15 protein-coding genes and 1 riboswitch are annotated in these 17,008 nt (G+C 73.9%); of the genes, 7 read left to right on the forward strand and 8 right to left on the reverse strand.

Annotated features, from left to right (window positions below):
* The first annotated feature begins 81 nt into the window (after positions 1 to 81).
* From WFH32_RS07500 to WFH32_RS07510, 3 genes are all read left to right on the forward strand, one after another.
* Positions 82 to 687, forward strand: a complete 606-nt coding sequence (locus WFH32_RS07500) for a DUF4190 domain-containing protein (RefSeq protein WP_336706756.1) — start codon at positions 82 to 84, stop codon at positions 685 to 687.
* Positions 684 to 1,343, forward strand: a complete 660-nt coding sequence (locus WFH32_RS07505) for a DUF4190 domain-containing protein (RefSeq protein WP_318244014.1) — start codon at positions 684 to 686, stop codon at positions 1,341 to 1,343. The genes WFH32_RS07500 and WFH32_RS07505 overlap by 4 nt, the downstream gene beginning before the upstream one ends.
* Before the next feature lie 124 nt (positions 1,344 to 1,467).
* Positions 1,468 to 3,789 carry a glycoside hydrolase family 3 C-terminal domain-containing protein gene (locus tag WFH32_RS07510; RefSeq protein WP_336706758.1) on the forward strand — a complete coding sequence of 774 codons (2,322 nt, stop codon included), beginning with the start codon at positions 1,468 to 1,470 and terminating at the stop codon, positions 3,787 to 3,789.
* 76 nt (positions 3,790 to 3,865) lie between these two features.
* On the opposite strand, the gene WFH32_RS07515 is transcribed toward WFH32_RS07510, so the two are convergent.
* The gene (locus tag WFH32_RS07515; protein WP_191795569.1) at positions 3,866 to 4,621 is read right to left on the reverse strand and encodes a TetR/AcrR family transcriptional regulator; all 756 of its coding nucleotides are present in this window, start codon (positions 4,619 to 4,621) and stop codon (positions 3,866 to 3,868) included.
* A gap of 430 nt (positions 4,622 to 5,051) precedes the next feature.
* Between WFH32_RS07515 and WFH32_RS07520 the strand changes: the two genes are divergently transcribed.
* The 4 genes from WFH32_RS07520 to WFH32_RS07535 all read left to right on the forward strand — a co-directional run bounded on the left by WFH32_RS07520 (position 5,052) and on the right by WFH32_RS07535 (position 8,851).
* A complete protein-coding gene (locus WFH32_RS07520; RefSeq protein WP_191795570.1) occupies positions 5,052 to 5,765 on the forward strand; it encodes an ABC transporter ATP-binding protein in 714 nt (237 codons plus the stop codon).
* On the forward strand, positions 5,765 to 6,658 hold the full coding sequence (locus WFH32_RS07525) for a hypothetical protein (RefSeq protein ID WP_191795571.1): 894 nt from the start codon (positions 5,765 to 5,767) through the stop codon (positions 6,656 to 6,658). Before WFH32_RS07520 ends, WFH32_RS07525 begins: the two co-directional genes overlap by 1 nt.
* 91 nt (positions 6,659 to 6,749) lie before the next feature.
* On the forward strand, positions 6,750 to 8,177 hold the full coding sequence (locus WFH32_RS07530; protein ID WP_191795572.1) for a sensor histidine kinase: 1,428 nt from the start codon (positions 6,750 to 6,752) through the stop codon (positions 8,175 to 8,177).
* Positions 8,174 to 8,851, forward strand: coding sequence for a response regulator transcription factor (locus WFH32_RS07535; RefSeq protein WP_336706760.1), 678 nt, complete (start codon positions 8,174 to 8,176; stop codon positions 8,849 to 8,851). Before WFH32_RS07530 ends, WFH32_RS07535 begins: the two co-directional genes overlap by 4 nt.
* Positions 8,852 to 8,953: 102 nt before the next feature.
* Here WFH32_RS07535 and thiC read toward each other — a convergent pair whose 3' ends face one another.
* From thiC to WFH32_RS07570, 7 genes are all read right to left on the reverse strand, one after another.
* Complete coding sequence (thiC, locus tag WFH32_RS07540) at positions 8,954 to 10,630, reverse strand: phosphomethylpyrimidine synthase ThiC (RefSeq protein WP_336706761.1); 1,677 nt, start codon at positions 10,628 to 10,630, stop codon at positions 8,954 to 8,956.
* Positions 10,621 to 10,730, reverse strand: a riboswitch (TPP riboswitch). Its footprint overlaps the gene before it by 10 nt.
* Positions 10,731 to 10,846: 116 nt before the next feature.
* Positions 10,847 to 12,130 (reverse strand): hypothetical protein, encoded by a 1,284-nt coding sequence (locus WFH32_RS07545; protein ID WP_336706762.1) that lies wholly within the window; start codon positions 12,128 to 12,130, stop codon positions 10,847 to 10,849.
* Positions 12,127 to 12,762, reverse strand: coding sequence for an ABC transporter ATP-binding protein (locus tag WFH32_RS07550; protein WP_318244015.1), 636 nt, complete (start codon positions 12,760 to 12,762; stop codon positions 12,127 to 12,129). The genes WFH32_RS07545 and WFH32_RS07550 overlap by 4 nt, the downstream gene beginning before the upstream one ends.
* A complete protein-coding gene (locus WFH32_RS07555) occupies positions 12,753 to 13,832 on the reverse strand; it encodes a peptidoglycan-binding domain-containing protein (protein WP_336706764.1) in 1,080 nt (359 codons plus the stop codon). Before WFH32_RS07555 ends, WFH32_RS07550 begins: the two co-directional genes overlap by 10 nt.
* 74 nt (positions 13,833 to 13,906) lie before the next feature.
* Positions 13,907 to 14,413, reverse strand: a complete 507-nt coding sequence (locus WFH32_RS07560; RefSeq protein WP_191795577.1) for a hypothetical protein — start codon at positions 14,411 to 14,413, stop codon at positions 13,907 to 13,909.
* 369 nt (positions 14,414 to 14,782) lie between these two features.
* Entirely contained in the window at positions 14,783 to 15,766 is a 984-nt protein-coding gene (locus WFH32_RS07565; protein WP_191795578.1) for a diacylglycerol/lipid kinase family protein, read from the reverse strand.
* 67 nt (positions 15,767 to 15,833) lie between these two features.
* Positions 15,834 to 16,937, reverse strand: coding sequence for a CAP domain-containing protein (locus WFH32_RS07570; protein WP_336706766.1), 1,104 nt, complete (start codon positions 16,935 to 16,937; stop codon positions 15,834 to 15,836).
* Between the last annotated feature and the right edge of the window lie 71 nt (positions 16,938 to 17,008).

The raw sequence follows: 17,008 nt of genomic DNA on the forward strand, positions 1-17,008 counted from the left end.
TCCACAGTCGTGGCGCGTCCCGGTCGCCATGCCCCGTGGGGACTCTCGGCGAGGGTGGCACGTCATGGCTACGGTTCTCCCATGACGTCACCTCCGCCGCAGGGCGCGGACTCCCCGGACCAGGATCCGTTCTCTCCACCGGCCCCTCCGTACTCGCCCGGTGGAGCGTCGCGCCAGCCCCCGCTCGTGCCCTACCGCCCTCCGACCGGGGCGGACGACGCCCCCGCCCCGGCGGACCCGTACGCGCCCCCCGCCACGTGGTCCGCGGCGGCGCCCTCGACGCCCGGCCACCCGGCCCCCGGCCCGTACGGCGCGCCCGGGACCCCTGTCTACGGGACCGCTCCGGGGGCGTACGGACCCGGCCAGACGGCTGGCTACGGCCCCGGCTACCCGCCCGGGTACGGCCCTCAGCCGGGCTGGCAGCCCACGCCCTCGTGGGACGCCTCGTTCGCTCCTCCGCCCCGGCAGAACGGCCTGGCGCTCGCGTCGATGATCACCTCGCTCGCGGGCCTGCTCCTCTGCATGGTGCCCGGGATCGTCGGGCTGGTCCTCGGCATCGTGGCGCTGCAGCAGATCGGGCGCGACGGGACGACCGGGAGGGGGTTCGCGATCACGGGCATCGCGGTGGGCGCGGTCGGCACGGCCTTCGTGGTGCTCTGGATCTTCGCGATGGTGGGGACCTGGTGAGCACCCCGCCCTCCCCTCACGGGTACGACCAGGACGTCTACTACGCGCCCGGCTGGCAGCCCGCTCGTCCGCGGACCGAGCCGCTGGCCGTCGCGGCCCTCCCGACCGGGCTGCTGCTCGGCCCCGTCGGCGTGGGGGTCGGGGCTGCGGCGCTCGCACGCATCCGGCGTGACGGCACGAGGGGCACGGGCCTCGCCTGGGCGGGCATCGCCCTGGGGATCGCGGTGACGCTGACGGCGATCGCCGTCGTGGTCGCCCTGCTCGTCGGTGACGCCGCGACGCGGCCGCTGCCTGCCGAGGTGAGCGAGCCACGGTCCGCGCACGCGCGGCAGCTCGTCCTGGGGAGCTGCCTGGCCGAGCTGCCCGACGACGGCGAGGTCTCCACGGTCCAGGTCGTCCCGTGCGCGGAACCGCACGAGGCCCAGGTCGTCGCGAGGACCGACTTCGCCGCGGACGCGGCGTGGCCGGGGCAGGACGTGACGGACGCCCGGGTGTCCCGGGTGTGCACGCCCGCGGTGCTGTCGGGAGACGCCCCTGCGGACGGCCTCGAGCTGGTCGTGTGGTCGCCGTCGGAGGCGTCCTGGGCGCAGGGCGACCGGACCGGGTTGTGCGTGGCGAGCACCGCGGCACTCACGGAAGGCTCGCTGATCGACTGATCGCGTCCCGTACGGAGGGCGGGTCCTCCACGATCACCGACACCTACCGCTTGGTAGGTTTCTGCGCTAGCCTCGACGGACAAGCAGAGCGGCTTGTCCGCCGAACCCGTGAGGAAGTGCATCCGTGACCTTCGAGACCACCGCCCCCCAGACCTCTGCGCGCACCGCCGGCCCGCTCGACGTCGAGCGCCTCGTCCAGGAGCTCACGCTCGAGGAGAAGGCCTCGCTGACGTCCGGCCTGGACTTCTGGAACACCCAGCCGATCGACCGCCCGGGCGCCGAGGTCCCGGCGGTCATGGTCACCGACGGTCCGCACGGCCTGCGCAAGCAGGACGGGTCCGCCGACCACCTCGGCCTCGGGGGCTCCGTCCCCGCGACGTGCTTCCCCACGGCGGCCGCGCTCGGTTCCACGTGGAACGTCGACCTGCTCCACCGCGTCGGTCAGGCTCTCGGCCGCGAGACCCGCGCGAACGACGTCGCCGTGCTGCTCGGCCCCGGCATCAACATCAAGCGCTCGCCCCTGTGCGGCCGCAACTTCGAGTACTTCTCCGAGGACCCCGTGGTCTCGGGCGACCTGGGTGCGGCGCTGATCCAGGGCATCCAGAGCCAGGGCGTGGGCACGTCCCTCAAGCACTTCGCGGCCAACAACCAGGAGACCGACCGCATGCGCGTCTCGGCCGACGTCGACGAGCGCACGCTGCGCGAGATCTACCTGACCGCCTTCGAGCGGGCCGTGAAGAAGGCCTCGCCGTGGACCGTCATGTGCTCGTACAACAAGATCAACGGCACGTACGCGTCGCAGGACCACTGGCTGCTCACCGAGGTCCTGCGTGACGAGTGGGGCTACGACGGCGTCGTCGTCTCCGACTGGGGCGCGGTCTCGGACCGTGTGCCCGCGCTCGCCGCGGGCCTCGACCTCGAGATGCCCTCGACCGGCGGCCGCACCGACGCCGAGGTCGTGGCGGCGGTCCGGGCCGGGACGCTCGACGAGGCCGTCCTCGACCAGGCCGTGCGTCGCCACCTCACCCTCCTGAACCGTGCCCTGCCCGCGCTCGCAGAGCCCGGCTCGTTCGACGCGGCGGAGCACCATGCCCTCGCCCGCGAGGCCGCGGCCGAGGGCGCCGTCCTGCTGCGCAACGAGCCCGTCGACGGTCGGCCCGTGCTCCCCCTCGACCGCACGGCGCCGCTCGCGGTGATCGGCGAGTTCGCCCGCTCCCCCCGCTACCAGGGCGCCGGGTCGAGCCAGGTCAACCCGACCCGTCTCGACGACGCCCTGTCGGAGATCCGTGCGATCACCGGCACCGAGATCCCGTTCGCGGCGGGCTTCGGCATCACGGACGAGGCGTCGGCTGCCGACGTCGCTGCCCTGCGCGCCGAGGCCGTCGACCTGGCCCGCGGCGCCGGGACCGTCGTCCTCTTCCTCGGCCTTCCCGCGAGCCACGAGTCCGAGGGCTTCGACCGCGACCACATGGACCTTCCCGCCGACCAGGTCGAGCTCCTGGAGGCCGTCGCGGAGGTCTGCGACCGGGTCGTCGTGGTCCTCGCGAACGGCTCGGCCGTCACGATCGCACCGTGGCAGCACCATGCCGCCGCGATCCTCGAGGGCTGGCTGGGCGGCCAGGCGGGCGGGGGCGCGATCGCGGACCTGCTGTTCGGCGTGCGCAACCCGTCGGGCAGGCTCACCGAGACCGTCCCGGTCCGGCTCGAGGACAACGCGTCCTACGGGAACTTCCCGGGCGAGCTCGGCCACGTCCGGTACGGAGAAGGCGTCCTGGTCGGGTACCGCTACTACGACGCCAAGCGCATGGACGTCGCCTTCCCGTTCGGCCACGGCCTGTCGTACACGACCTTCGGGTACGAGGACCTGACGGTCACGGTCTCGGGCGAAGGCCCGACGGCGTCGCTCACCGTGGACGTGACCGTCACCAACACGGGGGCCGTCGCGGGGGCGGAGGTCGTCCAGGTGTACCTGGGCGACCCGCAGGCCACGGTCGAGCGCCCCGAGCGTGAGCTCAAGGCGTTCGGGAAGGTCTCGCTCGCGCCGGGCGGGACGCGCACGCTCACGTTCGAGCTCGACGCGCGCGACCTGTCGTACTGGCACCCCGTGCTGCGACGCTGGGTCGTCGAGGGCGGCGAGTTCGTGGTGTCGGTGGGTGCCTCGTCCCGCGACCTGCGCGACTCGGTCACGGTCGACGTGGTCGGTGAGGACGTCACCCCGCCCCTGACCCCGTGGTCGACGCTGGGCGAGGCCCTGGCGCACCCCGTCGCCGGCGAGATCATCCGTGCCTCGATGGCCCAGGCCGGCGGTTCAGGGGCGATGCCTCTCGACGACGGCATGATGGCCATGGCGGCCGGGATGCCGCTGCGCGTCATCGCGAGCTTCGACGGCATGCTGTTCGACGAGGCACAGCTCGACCAGCTCGTCGCGGCGGCGAACGCTCGCTGACACGGCCGCCACGAGGGGGCGCCCCCGGATCGCTGGATCCGGGGGCCCCTCGTGCCGCGGTCGAGTCGTCGGGCGGTCAGCGCGAGGCGTCGCCACCGTCCGCGGGCTCCACGACGGGCTCGGTGGACCCGGCCGACGCGTCGGGCAGGATCAGCGACAGGTAGGACCGCAGACCGGCCGCCATGTCCACGGGTGGGCGCGGCCCGTTGCGCTCGAGCAGGAACTGCACCTGCAGCCCGTCCATGAGGGCGACGACCGCCCGGGCGGTCGAGGCGACGTCGACCCCGGGGCGCAGGCGCCCCGTGGCCGCGCGCTGGGCGAGCTCCTGACGACAGCGCAGGAGGACCCCGTCGTAGCGCCGCTGGAAGTAGTCGTGCGCGGGGTGGTCGGGGGCCGTGGCCTCGGCCGACAGGATGCAGAAGAGCTCGACGATCCCGGGGCGGGAGGCGTTGCGCTCGACGACGCGCACGAGGGCCTCGAAGTAGTCGAGCCCCTGCGCGAAGTCGGCCTCGAGCAGGGCGAAGTCCACGGCGTCGCGGTGCTCGAGGACGGCCTGGAGGAGCACCTCCTTGGTCGGGAAGTGGTGCAGCAGACCGGGGTGGGAGATCCCGACGCGCGAGGAGATCTCGCGGAGCGACGCCGAGTGGTAGCCGACCTCGCCGAACAGGCCCGTGGCCGCCTCGAGGATCTCGTCGCGCTTGGCGCGCCCCTTGGCGTAGCCGCGCGACGCGGTCCCGGCGGCGCCCGGTGTGTCGCGCCGGGCCGTCGTGCGCTGCGCCGTCGGTCCTGCGCTCGGGCGCGGCTGCGTGGTCTCTGACGTCGTGCTGGGCATGTGCCCTCCCCCGTGAGTGTGTCCGTGCCCGGTCCTGCGGTGCGTGCCGCGGTGAACCGGTCACGCGAGCCTAGCGCCGCGGACCGTCGACGGTGGGTCGTGTCCCACTGCGGCGGCCTTGCCTCGTGGTGCCATCCTCCCACCAAACCGACCGGGTGGTAACTTTCCCCCGTCGGGTGGTTGGTCCTGTCGTCCAGCGCGAGGTAGAACGCGCGGCGCCGAGGTAGAACGTGGCGTGCTCTACCTCGCGCAGCCGGTTCTACCTCGGCGCTTCGTGGGCGGAGGCGGCACCCAGCCGACACCCCCTCCACCGGAAGTCGCAAACCACCTTCCTCCCTCCGCCAGAAGCGCCCGCCACGGCCCGGAAGACAGGCTGGAGGCACGGCGCGCGGCACCCCGGCTGCGCGGCCGGAGGAGAAGGGATCCCCCGATGCCAGCCATCGAGATCGTGGGCCTGCGCAAGTCCTACGGGACGTTCGACGCCGTCCGCGACGTGAGCTTCGCCGTCGAGCCCGGGAGGGTCGTGGGGCTGCTCGGCCCGAACGGCGCGGGCAAGACGACCACGCTCGACGTCCTACTGGGGCTCGCGTCCGCGAGCGCCGGGACCGCGACGATCCAGGGCAGCCCGTTCGCGGCGCTGGAGAAGCCTGCCTCGACCGTGGGCGCGCTGCTCGACGCGGGCGGCCTGCACCCGGGCCGCAGCGGCCGCGACCACCTGCGCGTCCTCGCGACCGCGGGCGGGATCGGGGGCCGGCGGGTCGACGAGGTGCTCGCGCTGGTCGGGATGGACCGCGCCGCCGACCGGCGGGTCAGGACGTACTCGCTCGGGATGCGCCAGCGCATCGGGCTGGCTGCGGCGCTCCTGGGCGACCCGCAGGTCCTGGTGCTCGACGAGCCCGCGAACGGCCTGGACCCCGCGGGCATGCGGTGGATGCGCGAGGTCCTGCGCTCGTTCGCGGACGGCGGCGGGGCGGTGCTGCTCGCGAGCCACGTCCTGGCCGAGATCACGCAGGTGGCCGACGACCTGGTCGTGATCGGCCAGGGCCAGGTCATCGCCGACGGCCCGCTCACGGACCTCGTCCGGGGCGAGTCCCTGGAGGACTTCTACCTGAACCTGACCGCCGAGACCGAAGGAGTGCGCTGATGTTCCGCGCCGAGCTGCTCAAGCTACGCACGACCCGCACGCCCTGGGCCCTGGGGGTCGTCGCCCTCGCGGGCATGGTCCTGGTCCAGGCCCTGACGATCGTCCTGCCGCGCGTCCTGTCGAGCCTCGAAGGTATGGGCGGCGGCGCCACCGTCGGTCTCCAGGCCTCGCCCGAGATGACGGCCGACCTCGCCCCGGACCTGGGCAGCCTCACGGACCTGGGGGCCGCCCCCGTGCAGCGGGCGATGCTGGACCTGCTGGGCAACGGCCCCGCGGGCTCGGGCTCCGCGGGGGTCTCGGTCATCTGCATGCTGCTGCTGGGCGTCCTCGCGGTCACGACGGACTTCCGCACGGGCGGCATCGTCCCCACGGCCCTGGTCGTCCCGTCGCGCCTGCGCGTCCTCGCGGGCAAGGCGGGTGCGACCGCGGTCGTCGCGCTCGTGATCGGCGCAGCTCTCGCGGTGCTCACGGCCCTAGGCCTTCTCGCGGCCGTGGCGTCGACACCGGGGGCGCAGCTCATGGTCGGCGCGGGTGACGTCCTGGGAGTGTGGGGGCGCGGGCTGCTGGTCCTCGTGCTGTTCGCCTGGCTCGGACTGGGCATCGGGACGCTGATCCGCGGGCAGGTCGCGGCGATCCTGGTCGTCGTGGGGCTCGTGGTGGTCGAGCCGTTGATCCAGGCCGCGGTCGTGCTGCTCTCGGGCGGCACGTCGAGCGCCGCGGCGTGGCTGCCCCTGGGCCTGGGGTCGCTCGCGTCGACCGGCCAGAGCGCGACGTCGGTCCTGGGCGGCCTCGCCCCCCTGGGCGTCGGGGTCGCGGTGCTGGGCCTGGCCGCCTGGGTCGCGGTCGCGCTCGGTTCGGGCGCGGTGACGTTCCGTCGCCGCGACCTCGTCTGACGCGTCGCTCGTCGGGCACCACGGGCACGTACCGTGGTGCCCGACGGCGCCGCCCGCACCGCCCGCCCGACCGGACCTGAGAGGAACCCCCGTGCTCGACGCCCTGCACCGCCGGCTCGCCGCCGTCGGCATCCGTACCCCGACGGGCCGTGACGCCCTGCTGGGCGGGGTCGTCGCGGTCCTCACTGTCGGCTTCCTGCTGGTGATCGAGCGCGTCGCGCTGACGGACCTCGGCGTGGTCTTCGAGGGATCCCCCGACTCCCTGCGGTTCTCGACCGGTGGCCGGGTCGCGGCGATCGTGATCGTCGTCGCGCAGGCCATGGCGCTCACGCTGCGTCGCCGGGCACCGTTGCTCACGCTCACGCTGGTCGTCGTGGGCCAGGTCGCGCTCGTACCGGTCCTTCCCGCCCTCGTCTCGTTCCAGGCCCCGGCGACGCTCGTCGCGGCCTACTCGGTCGGCGCGTACGCGCCGCGCCGCACAGCCCTGTGGGCGGCCGGGGCGGCCGCGGGCGTGCAGGTCCTGCTGGGCTTCGTGCTCGGCGGTCCGGTGCCGATCACCTCGGCGGGCCCCACACCGGTCGCGGTCCAGGTCTGGGGCGGCCTCGCCTCGGCCCTCCTGACGTACGTGGCCTCGGCGCTCGTGGGTGCGTACGTCGGCACGCGCCGCGAGCTGTTCGCCCAGCTCCAGGGGCGGGTCGCCCAGGCCGAGCGCGAGCGCGACATGCTCGCGGCGCAGGCCGTCCTGGAGGAGCGGGGCCGCATGGCGCGCGAGCTGCACGACGTCGCCGCCCACCACCTGTCGGGGATCGTCGTCCAGGCGGCCGCGGCCGAGCGCCTGGTCGACCGCGACCCCGAACGCGCCAAGGAGTCCATGCGCTGGATCCGCACCCAGGGACGCGAGACGCTCGACAACCTGCGCCTGGTCGTCGGCATCCTGCGCAGCTCGTCGCAGGCCGGTCCCGGCGAGCCCGGCGAGGAGGCACCGGCCGCACCGCAGCCCACGCTCGACGACGCGGGCGAGCTGCTCGACCTCGCGCGCAGCGCCGGTGCCGAGGTGCGCGACGTGCGGCTCGGCGAGCCGTTCGATCTGTCCCCCGCGGTCCAGCTCACGGTCTACCGCGTGCTCCAGGAGGCGCTGACCAACGCCCGCCGGCACGCGCCCGGGCGCGCGATCGAGGTCGTGACCGACCACCAGCGGGCCGCGCTCGTCGTCACGGTCACCAACCGGCTGCCCGTCGCGGCGATCGGCTCAGGGGGCAGGGCAGGGCCGTCCGGGCCGTCAGTGCCGGCGCCCGGCTCGCCCGCTATCCCGACCCCGCCCGGCCACGGCCTCATCGGCATGACCGAGCGAGCGACCCTCGTCGGCGGGACGCTCGACGCCGGTCCCGTCCCCGGTGACGGCTGGCGGGTCCGGCTCACGGTCCCGCGACCGGTGGACCCCGTGTCCGCCACCATCCCCGAGCGCTCGGCGACGTCCACGGACGAACCGGGCTCCGCCGTCGGGCAGGAGGCCCCATGACCCGAGTGGTGCTGGTCGACGACCAGGCCGTCGTCCGCGCAGGCTTCACCGTGATCCTCGAGAGCGAGGGCCTCGAGGTCGTGGGCGAGGCCTCCAACGGGGCCGACGCCGTGCGCGTCGCACGTCGCGAGCGCCCCGACGTCGTGTGCATGGACGTCCGCATGCCCGGCGGCGACGGCATCACGGCGACGCGCGCGCTCGCGGGTCCCGGCGTCGTCGAGCCGGTCCCGGTGCTCGTGGTGAGCACGTTCGACCTCGACGACTACGTGTTCGGCGCCCTGGAGGCCGGGGCGAGCGGGTTCCTCCTGAAGGACGCCGAGCCCGACGTCCTGGTCGACGCGGTGCGACGCGTGGCGTCGGGCGAGGGCCTCGTCGACCAGACGCTCACGCGGCGCGTGATCGACGAGTTCGCCCGACGGCGGTCCCCCGCCGCCCCCGACGAGGTCGCCTCGGGCCTGCTCACCTCGCGCGAGCACGACATCCTGGCGCTGCTGTGCCGGGGGCAGTCGAACGCCGAGATCGCGGCAACGCTCCACCTCGAGGCGAGCACCGTGAAGTCGCACCTGAGCCGCATCATGACCAAGACCGGCATGCGCGACCGCGTCCAGCTAGTGGTCTGGGCGTACGAGCGGGGAATCGCGGCGCCGTCCCACCAGGTGACGAAGCCGAGGTAGACCCCTGGGGGGGGGGGGGTGGGGGGCAGGGAGGGGACCCGACGCCCCCCCCCGGCGCACCCGGCCCCGCGCGGCCCGGCGCCCCCCCCCCCCCACACGGGTCTACCTCGGCGTCACGGGGAGATACACCCGGCCGCCCGCGTCCGTGAACTCGCTCGACTTCTCCGCCATGCCGGCCTCGATCGCCTCGACCGACGTCAGGCCGTTCTTCTCGGCGTACTCCCGCACGTCCGCGGAGATCCGCATCGAGCAGAACTTGGGCCCGCACATCGAGCAGAAGTGCGCGGTCTTGGCGGGCTCGGCCGGCAGCGTCTCGTCGTGGAAGGCGCGGGCGGTGTCGGGGTCGAGCGAGAGCGCGAACTGGTCGTGCCAGCGGAACTCGAACCGGGCACGGGACAGCGCGTCGTCCCGCAGCTGCGCGCGCGGGTGCCCCTTGGCGAGGTCGGCCGAGTGCGCCGCGATCCTGTACGTGATGACACCCGTCTTGACGTCGTCACGGTCGGGCAGGCCCAGATGCTCCTTGGGCGTGACGTAGCAGAGCATCGCGGTCCCGGCCTGGGCGATGATCGCGGCCCCGATCGCGGACGTGATGTGGTCGTAGGCGGGCGCGATGTCGGTCGCGAGGGGGCCGAGCGTGTAGAACGGTGCCTCCTCGCACAGCTCCTCCTCGAGGCGCACGTTCTCGACGATCTTGTGCATGGGGACGTGCCCCGGGCCCTCGATCATGACCTGCACGCCGTAGGACTTGGCGACCTTGGTCAGCTCGCCCAGCGTGCGCAGCTCGGCGAACTGGGCCGCGTCGTTGGCGTCCGCGATCGACCCCGGGCGCAAGCCGTCGCCCAGCGAGAACGTCACGTCGTAGTCGCGCAGGATCTCGCACAGCTCCGCGAAGTGCGTGTACAGGAACGACTCCTGGTGGTGCGCGAGGCACCACGCCGCCATGATCGAGCCGCCGCGCGACACGATGCCCGTGACACGGCGTGCGGTCAGCGGGACGTAGCGCAGCAGGACACCCGCGTGCACGGTCATGTAGTCGACGCCCTGCTCGGCCTGCTCGATCACGGTGTCGCGGTAGATCTCCCACGTGAGCCTCGCGGGGTCGCCCTTGACCTTCTCGAGCGCCTGGTACAGCGGCACCGTCCCCACGGGGATCGGGGAGTTGCGCAGCACCCACTCGCGGGTCTCGTGGATGTCCTTGCCCGTCGAGAGGTCCATGAGGGTGTCCGCACCCCAGCGGGCGGCCCACACCATCTTCTCGACCTCCTCCTCGATCGAGGAGGTCACGGCCGAGTTGCCGATGTTCGCGTTGATCTTCACGCCGAACGCCTTGCCGATGATCATGGGCTCGATCTCGGGGTGCTTGCGGTTGGCCGGGATCACGGCACGGCCCCGGGCCACCTCGTCCCGCACGAGCTCGACGTCCACGCCCTCGCGCGCCGCGACGAAGCGCATCTCGTCGGTGACGACCCCCGCGCGCGCCCAGGCGAGCTGCGTCCGGGCCCCGCCCGTGCCGTGCTCGGTCGGGACGGCGTCGGGCCGCAGCCACGACGCCCGCAGCGCGGGCAGCCCGCCCGCGAGGTCGAACGCCGCGGGGTCGTCCGACGCGGTGTACGGGCCCGAGGTGTCGTACAGGTCCAGGTGCTCGCCGTTGCTCAGGTGCACGCGACGCTCGGGGACGCGCAGGTGCTCGGCCCCCGGGACCGGGTGGTGGACCTTGGCGGACCCCGCGATGGGGCCGGTCGTGATGGTGTGCGCGGGCACAGCGGTCTCAGAGCTCATTGCTCTCTCCCTACGTCGGCATGATCCGAACAGGTTCGAACGGTCGGCGGCGCTGAGCCGCCCTCTCAGCTCGCTGCTGCGAGCTCCCGTGGGTGTGTGAAGTTGTGGGTCCTGCTGGTCGAAGCGGGTCGTGCGACGGTCACCGTAGCGCACGCTGCCCGACGGCGGCGCGACCGTCCCGCGATCGGCCCGTCTCCCTGCGGGTCCGGGCCGACGTCACCTCTCCTTGAAGTACTTGAACAGGTGCTTCTCGCGGGTCGAGAGAGCGCCGACCGTGGCCCCGACGAGCACCGCGCCGGCTCCCGCGAGGACGGTCCGCATCCCCAGGACCCAGGTGCTGACATGGTCGGCAGGAAGGCCGGCGTCGGCGGCCAGCCACCACAGCGCGGGGACGGCCACGATCCCGGCGACCCCGGTCCAGGCCGCGGTCTCGAGCAGCACCTGCCAGGTCAGGGCTGCGCGCGGGACCCGGGCGTGCAGGGCCGCGGCGAGCTCGAGGCGGCGCAGGCGGATCGCGACGAAGCCCAGGGCGAGGCCCAGGACGATCGCGGCGACCGGAGCGGGCCTGGTCGGACGGTCGGCGAACTCGGCGCTCGCGTCGTACGTGGCGCCGAGCCGACCGTTGAGCTGCTTCTGGGTGGGTTGCGCCTCCGAGGACGGGTCGGCGACGAGGGCTGTCCGCAGGAGGGTCGCGGTCTCGGGGTCGACCGGCCAGATCTCGACCCAGCAGGAGTCGAACAGCCCTGTGGCGGGCACGGGGGCGACGGCTGCGTAGCCCAGGACACGGTCGCGTCCGTCGTCGGGGTAGGGGTAGACGGCGCCGACGCGCCCAGCACCGGTATCGGTCGCGACGCTGTCTCCCGGGGCGGCACCGAGCGCCTCTGCCAGGTCGGCGGACAACCACAGGCCGGAGCCTGCGACCTGGCCCCGGTCGAGCGCGGAGAGCAGCCCGGGGGTCGCTTCGTGGCCGGTGAGCTCGCTCGACGGGAGGTTGAGCGCCCGGAGCGGGCTGCCGATCCGCAGGGCACCGGCCGCGTTGATGCCGTCGACCGCGGCGAGGGCCTCGCAGCGTGCTCCGTCGACCTGACCGGCCGCTTCGAGGATCTGCACGCTCGCGCCCGCGTCGCGGTACTCGCGCGCGCCCTCGACGACGCCCACGACGGCGCGCACGTCGACAACGGCCAACGCCCCGACGACGACCACCAGCACCGCGGCGAGCAGGGCCGCGCGCGTGGTGCCGGTCGCGATGTTGCGCCACGCCTCGGAGATCACGGACCCGGCCCGCATGGCGCGCGCCCGCACGGGCGCGTCCCCCGGCCCGACGGCGCCGATCGCGTCCGCGCGCGGGTGCGCTCCGTCGTCGGACGGGGGCGAGGCGCCTGGGGCTGTGACCGGTCCGCCGGGTGGTGCCGTGCCGGGCCCGGCCGGGCCGTCCGTTGGCGCCGCGAGGCCGGGGCGCGCTGCACCGTCGGGCACGGGGCCCTGCTCGGTGGCGGTCATGCCGCGTCCTGCGCGTGCTGGAAGTCTGCGAGGTCGATCACGCGGGTGCAGGCGTCGCGCGTGTGCGGGTCGTGCGTGGCGACCACGACGATCGAGTCGTCCTGCGCGATGCCCGCCAGGACCTCGTTGACGGTCGCGGCCGTACGCAGGTCGAGCTGTGCGGTGGGCTCGTCGACGAGCAGCAGGTCCGGGGCCAGGGCCACGGCGCGCGCGAGCATCAGGCGCTGGGCCTCACCGCCCGACAGCGCCCGGAAAGGTCGATCGGCGACCGGCGTCAGGTTGAAGCGCGCCATGATCTCCGCGGCCCGGTCCTCGGCGTCCCGGCGGCGCAGTCCCCGCGCGAGCAGCGGCAGCACCACGTGGTCCAGGGCCGCGCGGCGCGCGACGCCGTGCGGGTTCTGGAAGACCCACCCGGTGGTCGCGACCCCGACGCGCTCGACCTGCCCCTGCGTGGGGCGCTCCCAGCCAGCCACGATGCTCAGCAGCGTCGACTTGCCGCTGCCCGACGGGCCGACGAGCGCGACGACCTCGCCAGGGGTGATCTCCAGGTCCAGCCCGGTGAACAGCAAGCCCGTGCCGGGGAACGCGTGCCCCAGGCCTGCCCCGACCAGGCCCCTGCCCGCTACCGGCACGACTGCCCCACGTCCTGCGAGGTGAGCTCGACCTCGGTGGGGGCGGTCGCCGCATCGAGACCGTCGAACGTGACGAGGGTCTGCCCCAGGCTCGACGCAACGACCGTCACGGGGTGGGCCGTGCCGTCGGCACGCACGCAACCCGCCGGGCCGTCGAGCGCGAACAGCGCCCCCGGCGGCACGACCGACACGTCGAGCGGCGACGCCAGGACGTACTCGAGCGACAGCGGCTCCGCCCCCTCCGCGCGCTGCCAGCCGGCAAACTCCACGCTGCCGCGCACCGCCTCCAGGAAGGCCGGGTCCGTGACGACGCCCCCCTCCCCGACCTGCGCGCTCGCCTCGCCCAGACGCACCACCCGGTCACCGGGCGTGACGTTCGTGAGCGGGTCCGCGAGGCCGAGCGAGACCAACGTCCCGGCCGTCGTCGCGAACGCCTCGGCGGACATCGCGCCGCCCACGGGCACCTCGCACGCCTCGATCGTGACCGACGGCGCAGGCAGCCACAGCACCGACGCGACCGGCAGGTCACCGGTCGGCTTTGGCACACCCGCCGCCTTGAACAGCTTGGTCACGGCGACCTTGGTCGCATCGCCGTACGTCCCGTCCACGCGGACCGTGTGCCCGAGGCGAGCGAGCTCGACCTGCAGCGCCTTCACGTCGTCGCCCTTGGCCGTGGGAGCCAGGTCCCGCCACAACGGGATCGACGTCGCGAGCGCGAGAACTGGGCGGTCGTCGACCGTGACCGGGCTCGACCCCGACTCGATCACCGCCCCCGGGGCGCACACCGAACGCGTGACCTTGCCCTGGTCCGCGACGGACAACGTCCCCTCCTCCGCGACGACCGGGGTCACCTTGACCCGGCGCGAGTCGTCGAAGGCCTGCCGCGAGACCGGGACCGCCGCGGGCGGCGTCGCGCTCCGCACGCTCTGCGGCTCCGCCTGCGGCGCCAACGCCATCCCTGCCGTGACACCCCCCGCGAGCAGCACGACCGCCGCGAGCGCTAGCGCACCTGTGCGGGCCCCTGCCGGGCGGGCGCCTCCGGTCCGGGCGGGACGTCGATCTCTGGCCACTGCTGCTCCTCAGGTGGTGCTGGTGGTGTTCGTGTCGTGGTGTGCGAGCGGCCACCGATGCGGACGGCGAGGCGTCAGTCGTGCGGATCCTGCTGACAGGCCGCCATCTCAGGTGGCAGCTCCTGTCCGGAGAGGTCGCCCTCGACCTCGTACTCGGTGCCGTCGTCCGCGGCCTTGAGCGTGATGGCGTACCGGGCGAGCTCCTGCGAGTACGCCTCCTTGTCGTATCCCTCGTCGCGGTGCCCGCCGCGGACCATGCAGTCGGCGATGGCCTGGTTGAAGTCAACGTTCTCCGGGTTTCGGCGCAGCTCCCAGTAGAGGAGGGAGATGGGACCCATGTCGAACTTCGCCCGACATTCCCTCTGCACCGCGTCGATCTGCGCGTTCATCGCGTCGAGCTCCTCCTGCGGGGAGTGCTCGGTCAGTCCCACGAGCTCGGTCGTGAACCCGCCCTCGTCCTCGACCTTGACGACGAGGCCCTGGTCCCTCATGCACTGGACCGAGGCGTCCTCGACCTGCTGGTACTCCGTGGCAGAGATGACGTCGTCCTCGAGGATCTTCCGCCCGGTCTCGGTGGTCACCTCGTTGCGAGCCTGGGCGAACTCTGCGGCAAAGGGATTGCGCACCTCAGCCTCTCCCGAACAACCAGTCACCAGGACTGCCACCAGGGCGAGCACCACCAGGGCCCCCTGCTCACGTCGTCGAACTGACCCCTGCATACGTCCCCCCATTGTTCGGCGACGGTGCCCGCTGCCCGCTGCCCGCTGCCCGCTGCCCGCTGCCCGCTGCATTGAGCACGCACCAAAGCCCCCTGAGGTTCCCTCACGTCACTCCTTCGCGGCGCCGCTCACGCACTCGTCGATCGCGTCCGCTCGTGCCGCCGACGGATCTCCTGGGTCAGGTCCTACGGTGCTGCGCAGAGAGGTTGAGGAAGACGCCTCAGCGGTGGATCAGCCTCCGGCCGGCGCTCCCTCTGCGATGTCCTCCGACGTGTCGGGCTGGTAGACGCACACCCACAGCGCCCCGGCGCGCACGCTGACCTCGAGCTTCTTGGACGGCTCGATCACGTCGCCGTCGAGCTGGCGCGGCTGCGGTCGGTCGGAGATCACGGAGATCCGCGACCCGCGCAGCACCTCCATGTTGGGCACGCGCTTGCGCTTGGCGACGACCCCGACGAGGAGCTGGACCCAGTGGCCCAGGTTGCGGGGCGCGATGATCGCGACGTCCATCTGCCCGTTGTCGGGCTCGGCGTCGGGGAGCAGGTGCACGCCACGCTGAAGCTTGCCGACGTTCCCGACGACCACGGTCCGTGCCCGACGGCGCAGCACCGGTCGGTCGTCGATCCGCACCTCGACCTTCATCTCGTCGTCCGCGAGGTGCTTGAACGCCGAGACGACGTACGCGATCGGGCCCGCCTTGGCCTTGAGCGCAGTGGGCGCGTCCTCCATCATCGCGGCGTCGAGCCCCATGCCCGCCATGACGGCGAAGGCCTGCCCGTCGACCTCGCCGACGTCGAGCGCGCGGCGTCCACGGTCGAGCGCGAGGCGGATGCCGTCCTCGGGCCGGGGCGGGATGCCGAGGTTGCCCGCGAGGAGGTTGCCCGTGCCGCCGGGGAGGACCGCGAGGGCGGCGTCGGTCCCGACGAGGCCCTCGATGCAGGCTCGCACCGTGCCGTCGCCGCCGCTCACGAACACGACCTCGGCGCCGTCCTCGACTGCCTGGCGGGCCTGTCCGGTGCCGGGGTCCTCGGCGGTCGTCTCGAGCCAGGCGGGGGCGGGCCATCCGGCGTCGGCGAGCTGGGTCTCGATGGTGCGGCGGAGCTCGTCGAGCCCTTCGACGCGGTTCGGGTTGACGATCACGGCCGAGCGGAGCGGCGCGTGGTCGAGGCGTTGCTGGGCGGCGGGCTCGGGCGCTTGTTCCTGGGACGGGTTCACACCTGAGTATGTCGCGCGCGGCACCAGCTCGCCCGCCAAAGGGACGACTCGGGCACTCCGGACGCGCTCAGTACCCGAACACCTGCACCCAGGTGTCGCCCGCGCGCCCCAGCCCCATGGTCGTGAAGTCGCAGTCGAGGATGTTCGCACGGTGCCCCTCCGACGCCATCCACGCGTCGACCACGGCCTGGGCGCTCTTCTGCCCGGCGGCGATGTTCTCGCCGCCGGGCCGTGCGTAGCCCTGGGCAGTGACGCGGTCGCCGAACGTCCGCCCGTCGAGGCTCGTGTGGCTGAAGTACCCCTGCGCGACCATGTCCTGCGCATGCAGGGTCGCGGCGCGCCCGAGCTGCTCGTCGGCGCGCAGCGCGGGGCAGCCCGCGGCGGCGCGGTGCGCGTTGACGAGCGTGAGGGCGGCGGCCGTGTCGCCGGTGCTCGCGGCGTCTTCCCCGCCCGACGACGTCGCTCCCCCCGCGCTCCCGGTGGCACCCCGCGTCGTGGTCGGTTCGGCGAGCAGCGCGGCCCGGGTCTCGGGGCCGGCGACGCCGTCGGGCTCGAGACCGTTCGCGTCCTGGAACGTGCGCAGCGCGCGGTCGGTCCCGGGCCCGAACACACCGTCGGCCGAGACCGTGGCCCCGTGCACCTGGAGGCGCTCCTGGACCTGTTGGACCTCGGGCCCGGTCGCGCCCTGCTGGGGCGGCGCGGCGGGGGCCTCCGAGGCGGGCGCCGGGGCCTCGTCGACGGGAGGCTCCGGCGTGGGGTCCTCGTCGGTGGGCTGCTCGGCGGCGGCACCCCCGGGCTGCTGCGTGCCGTTCCCGGCGGTTCCGCTGCTGCCCGCCTCGGCGAGCAGCGGCTTGCGCTCGTCCGCGCTGCGGCTGGCGCGGTCGTCCCCCCGTCCGAGCGCGGTGTCCCAGCGGGCACCGATCGGTTCGAGGCCAGGTCCCTCGCCACCGAGCTCCTGCGTCGCCGGGACCACGAGCAGCCCGCCCACCAGGCCGAGGGTCACGACCGCCACCTGCGGCAGAGCACGAGGTCCGCGCGCCCTGTCGGTGGTCGAGCGCGCGTGCCGGACGGCCTCGGCGCGCCGCCGACGACGCTGCGCCCGGGACGGCGAGGCGGCAGCCTGCTCGGCGAGACGGCGCGCGGCGCGGGTCTGGGGAAGGTGGTCGGGCATCGGGGACTCCGGCGGCACGAGCGACCTTCCGTCGGTGGATGTGGGCTGATTGCCCAGTATGCCCCGGCACT

Origin of the sequence: Oerskovia sp. USHLN155 (genome assembly GCF_037145535.1) — a bacterium.
In the GTDB taxonomy this organism is placed as follows: domain Bacteria; phylum Actinomycetota; class Actinomycetes; order Actinomycetales; family Cellulomonadaceae; genus Oerskovia; species Oerskovia rustica.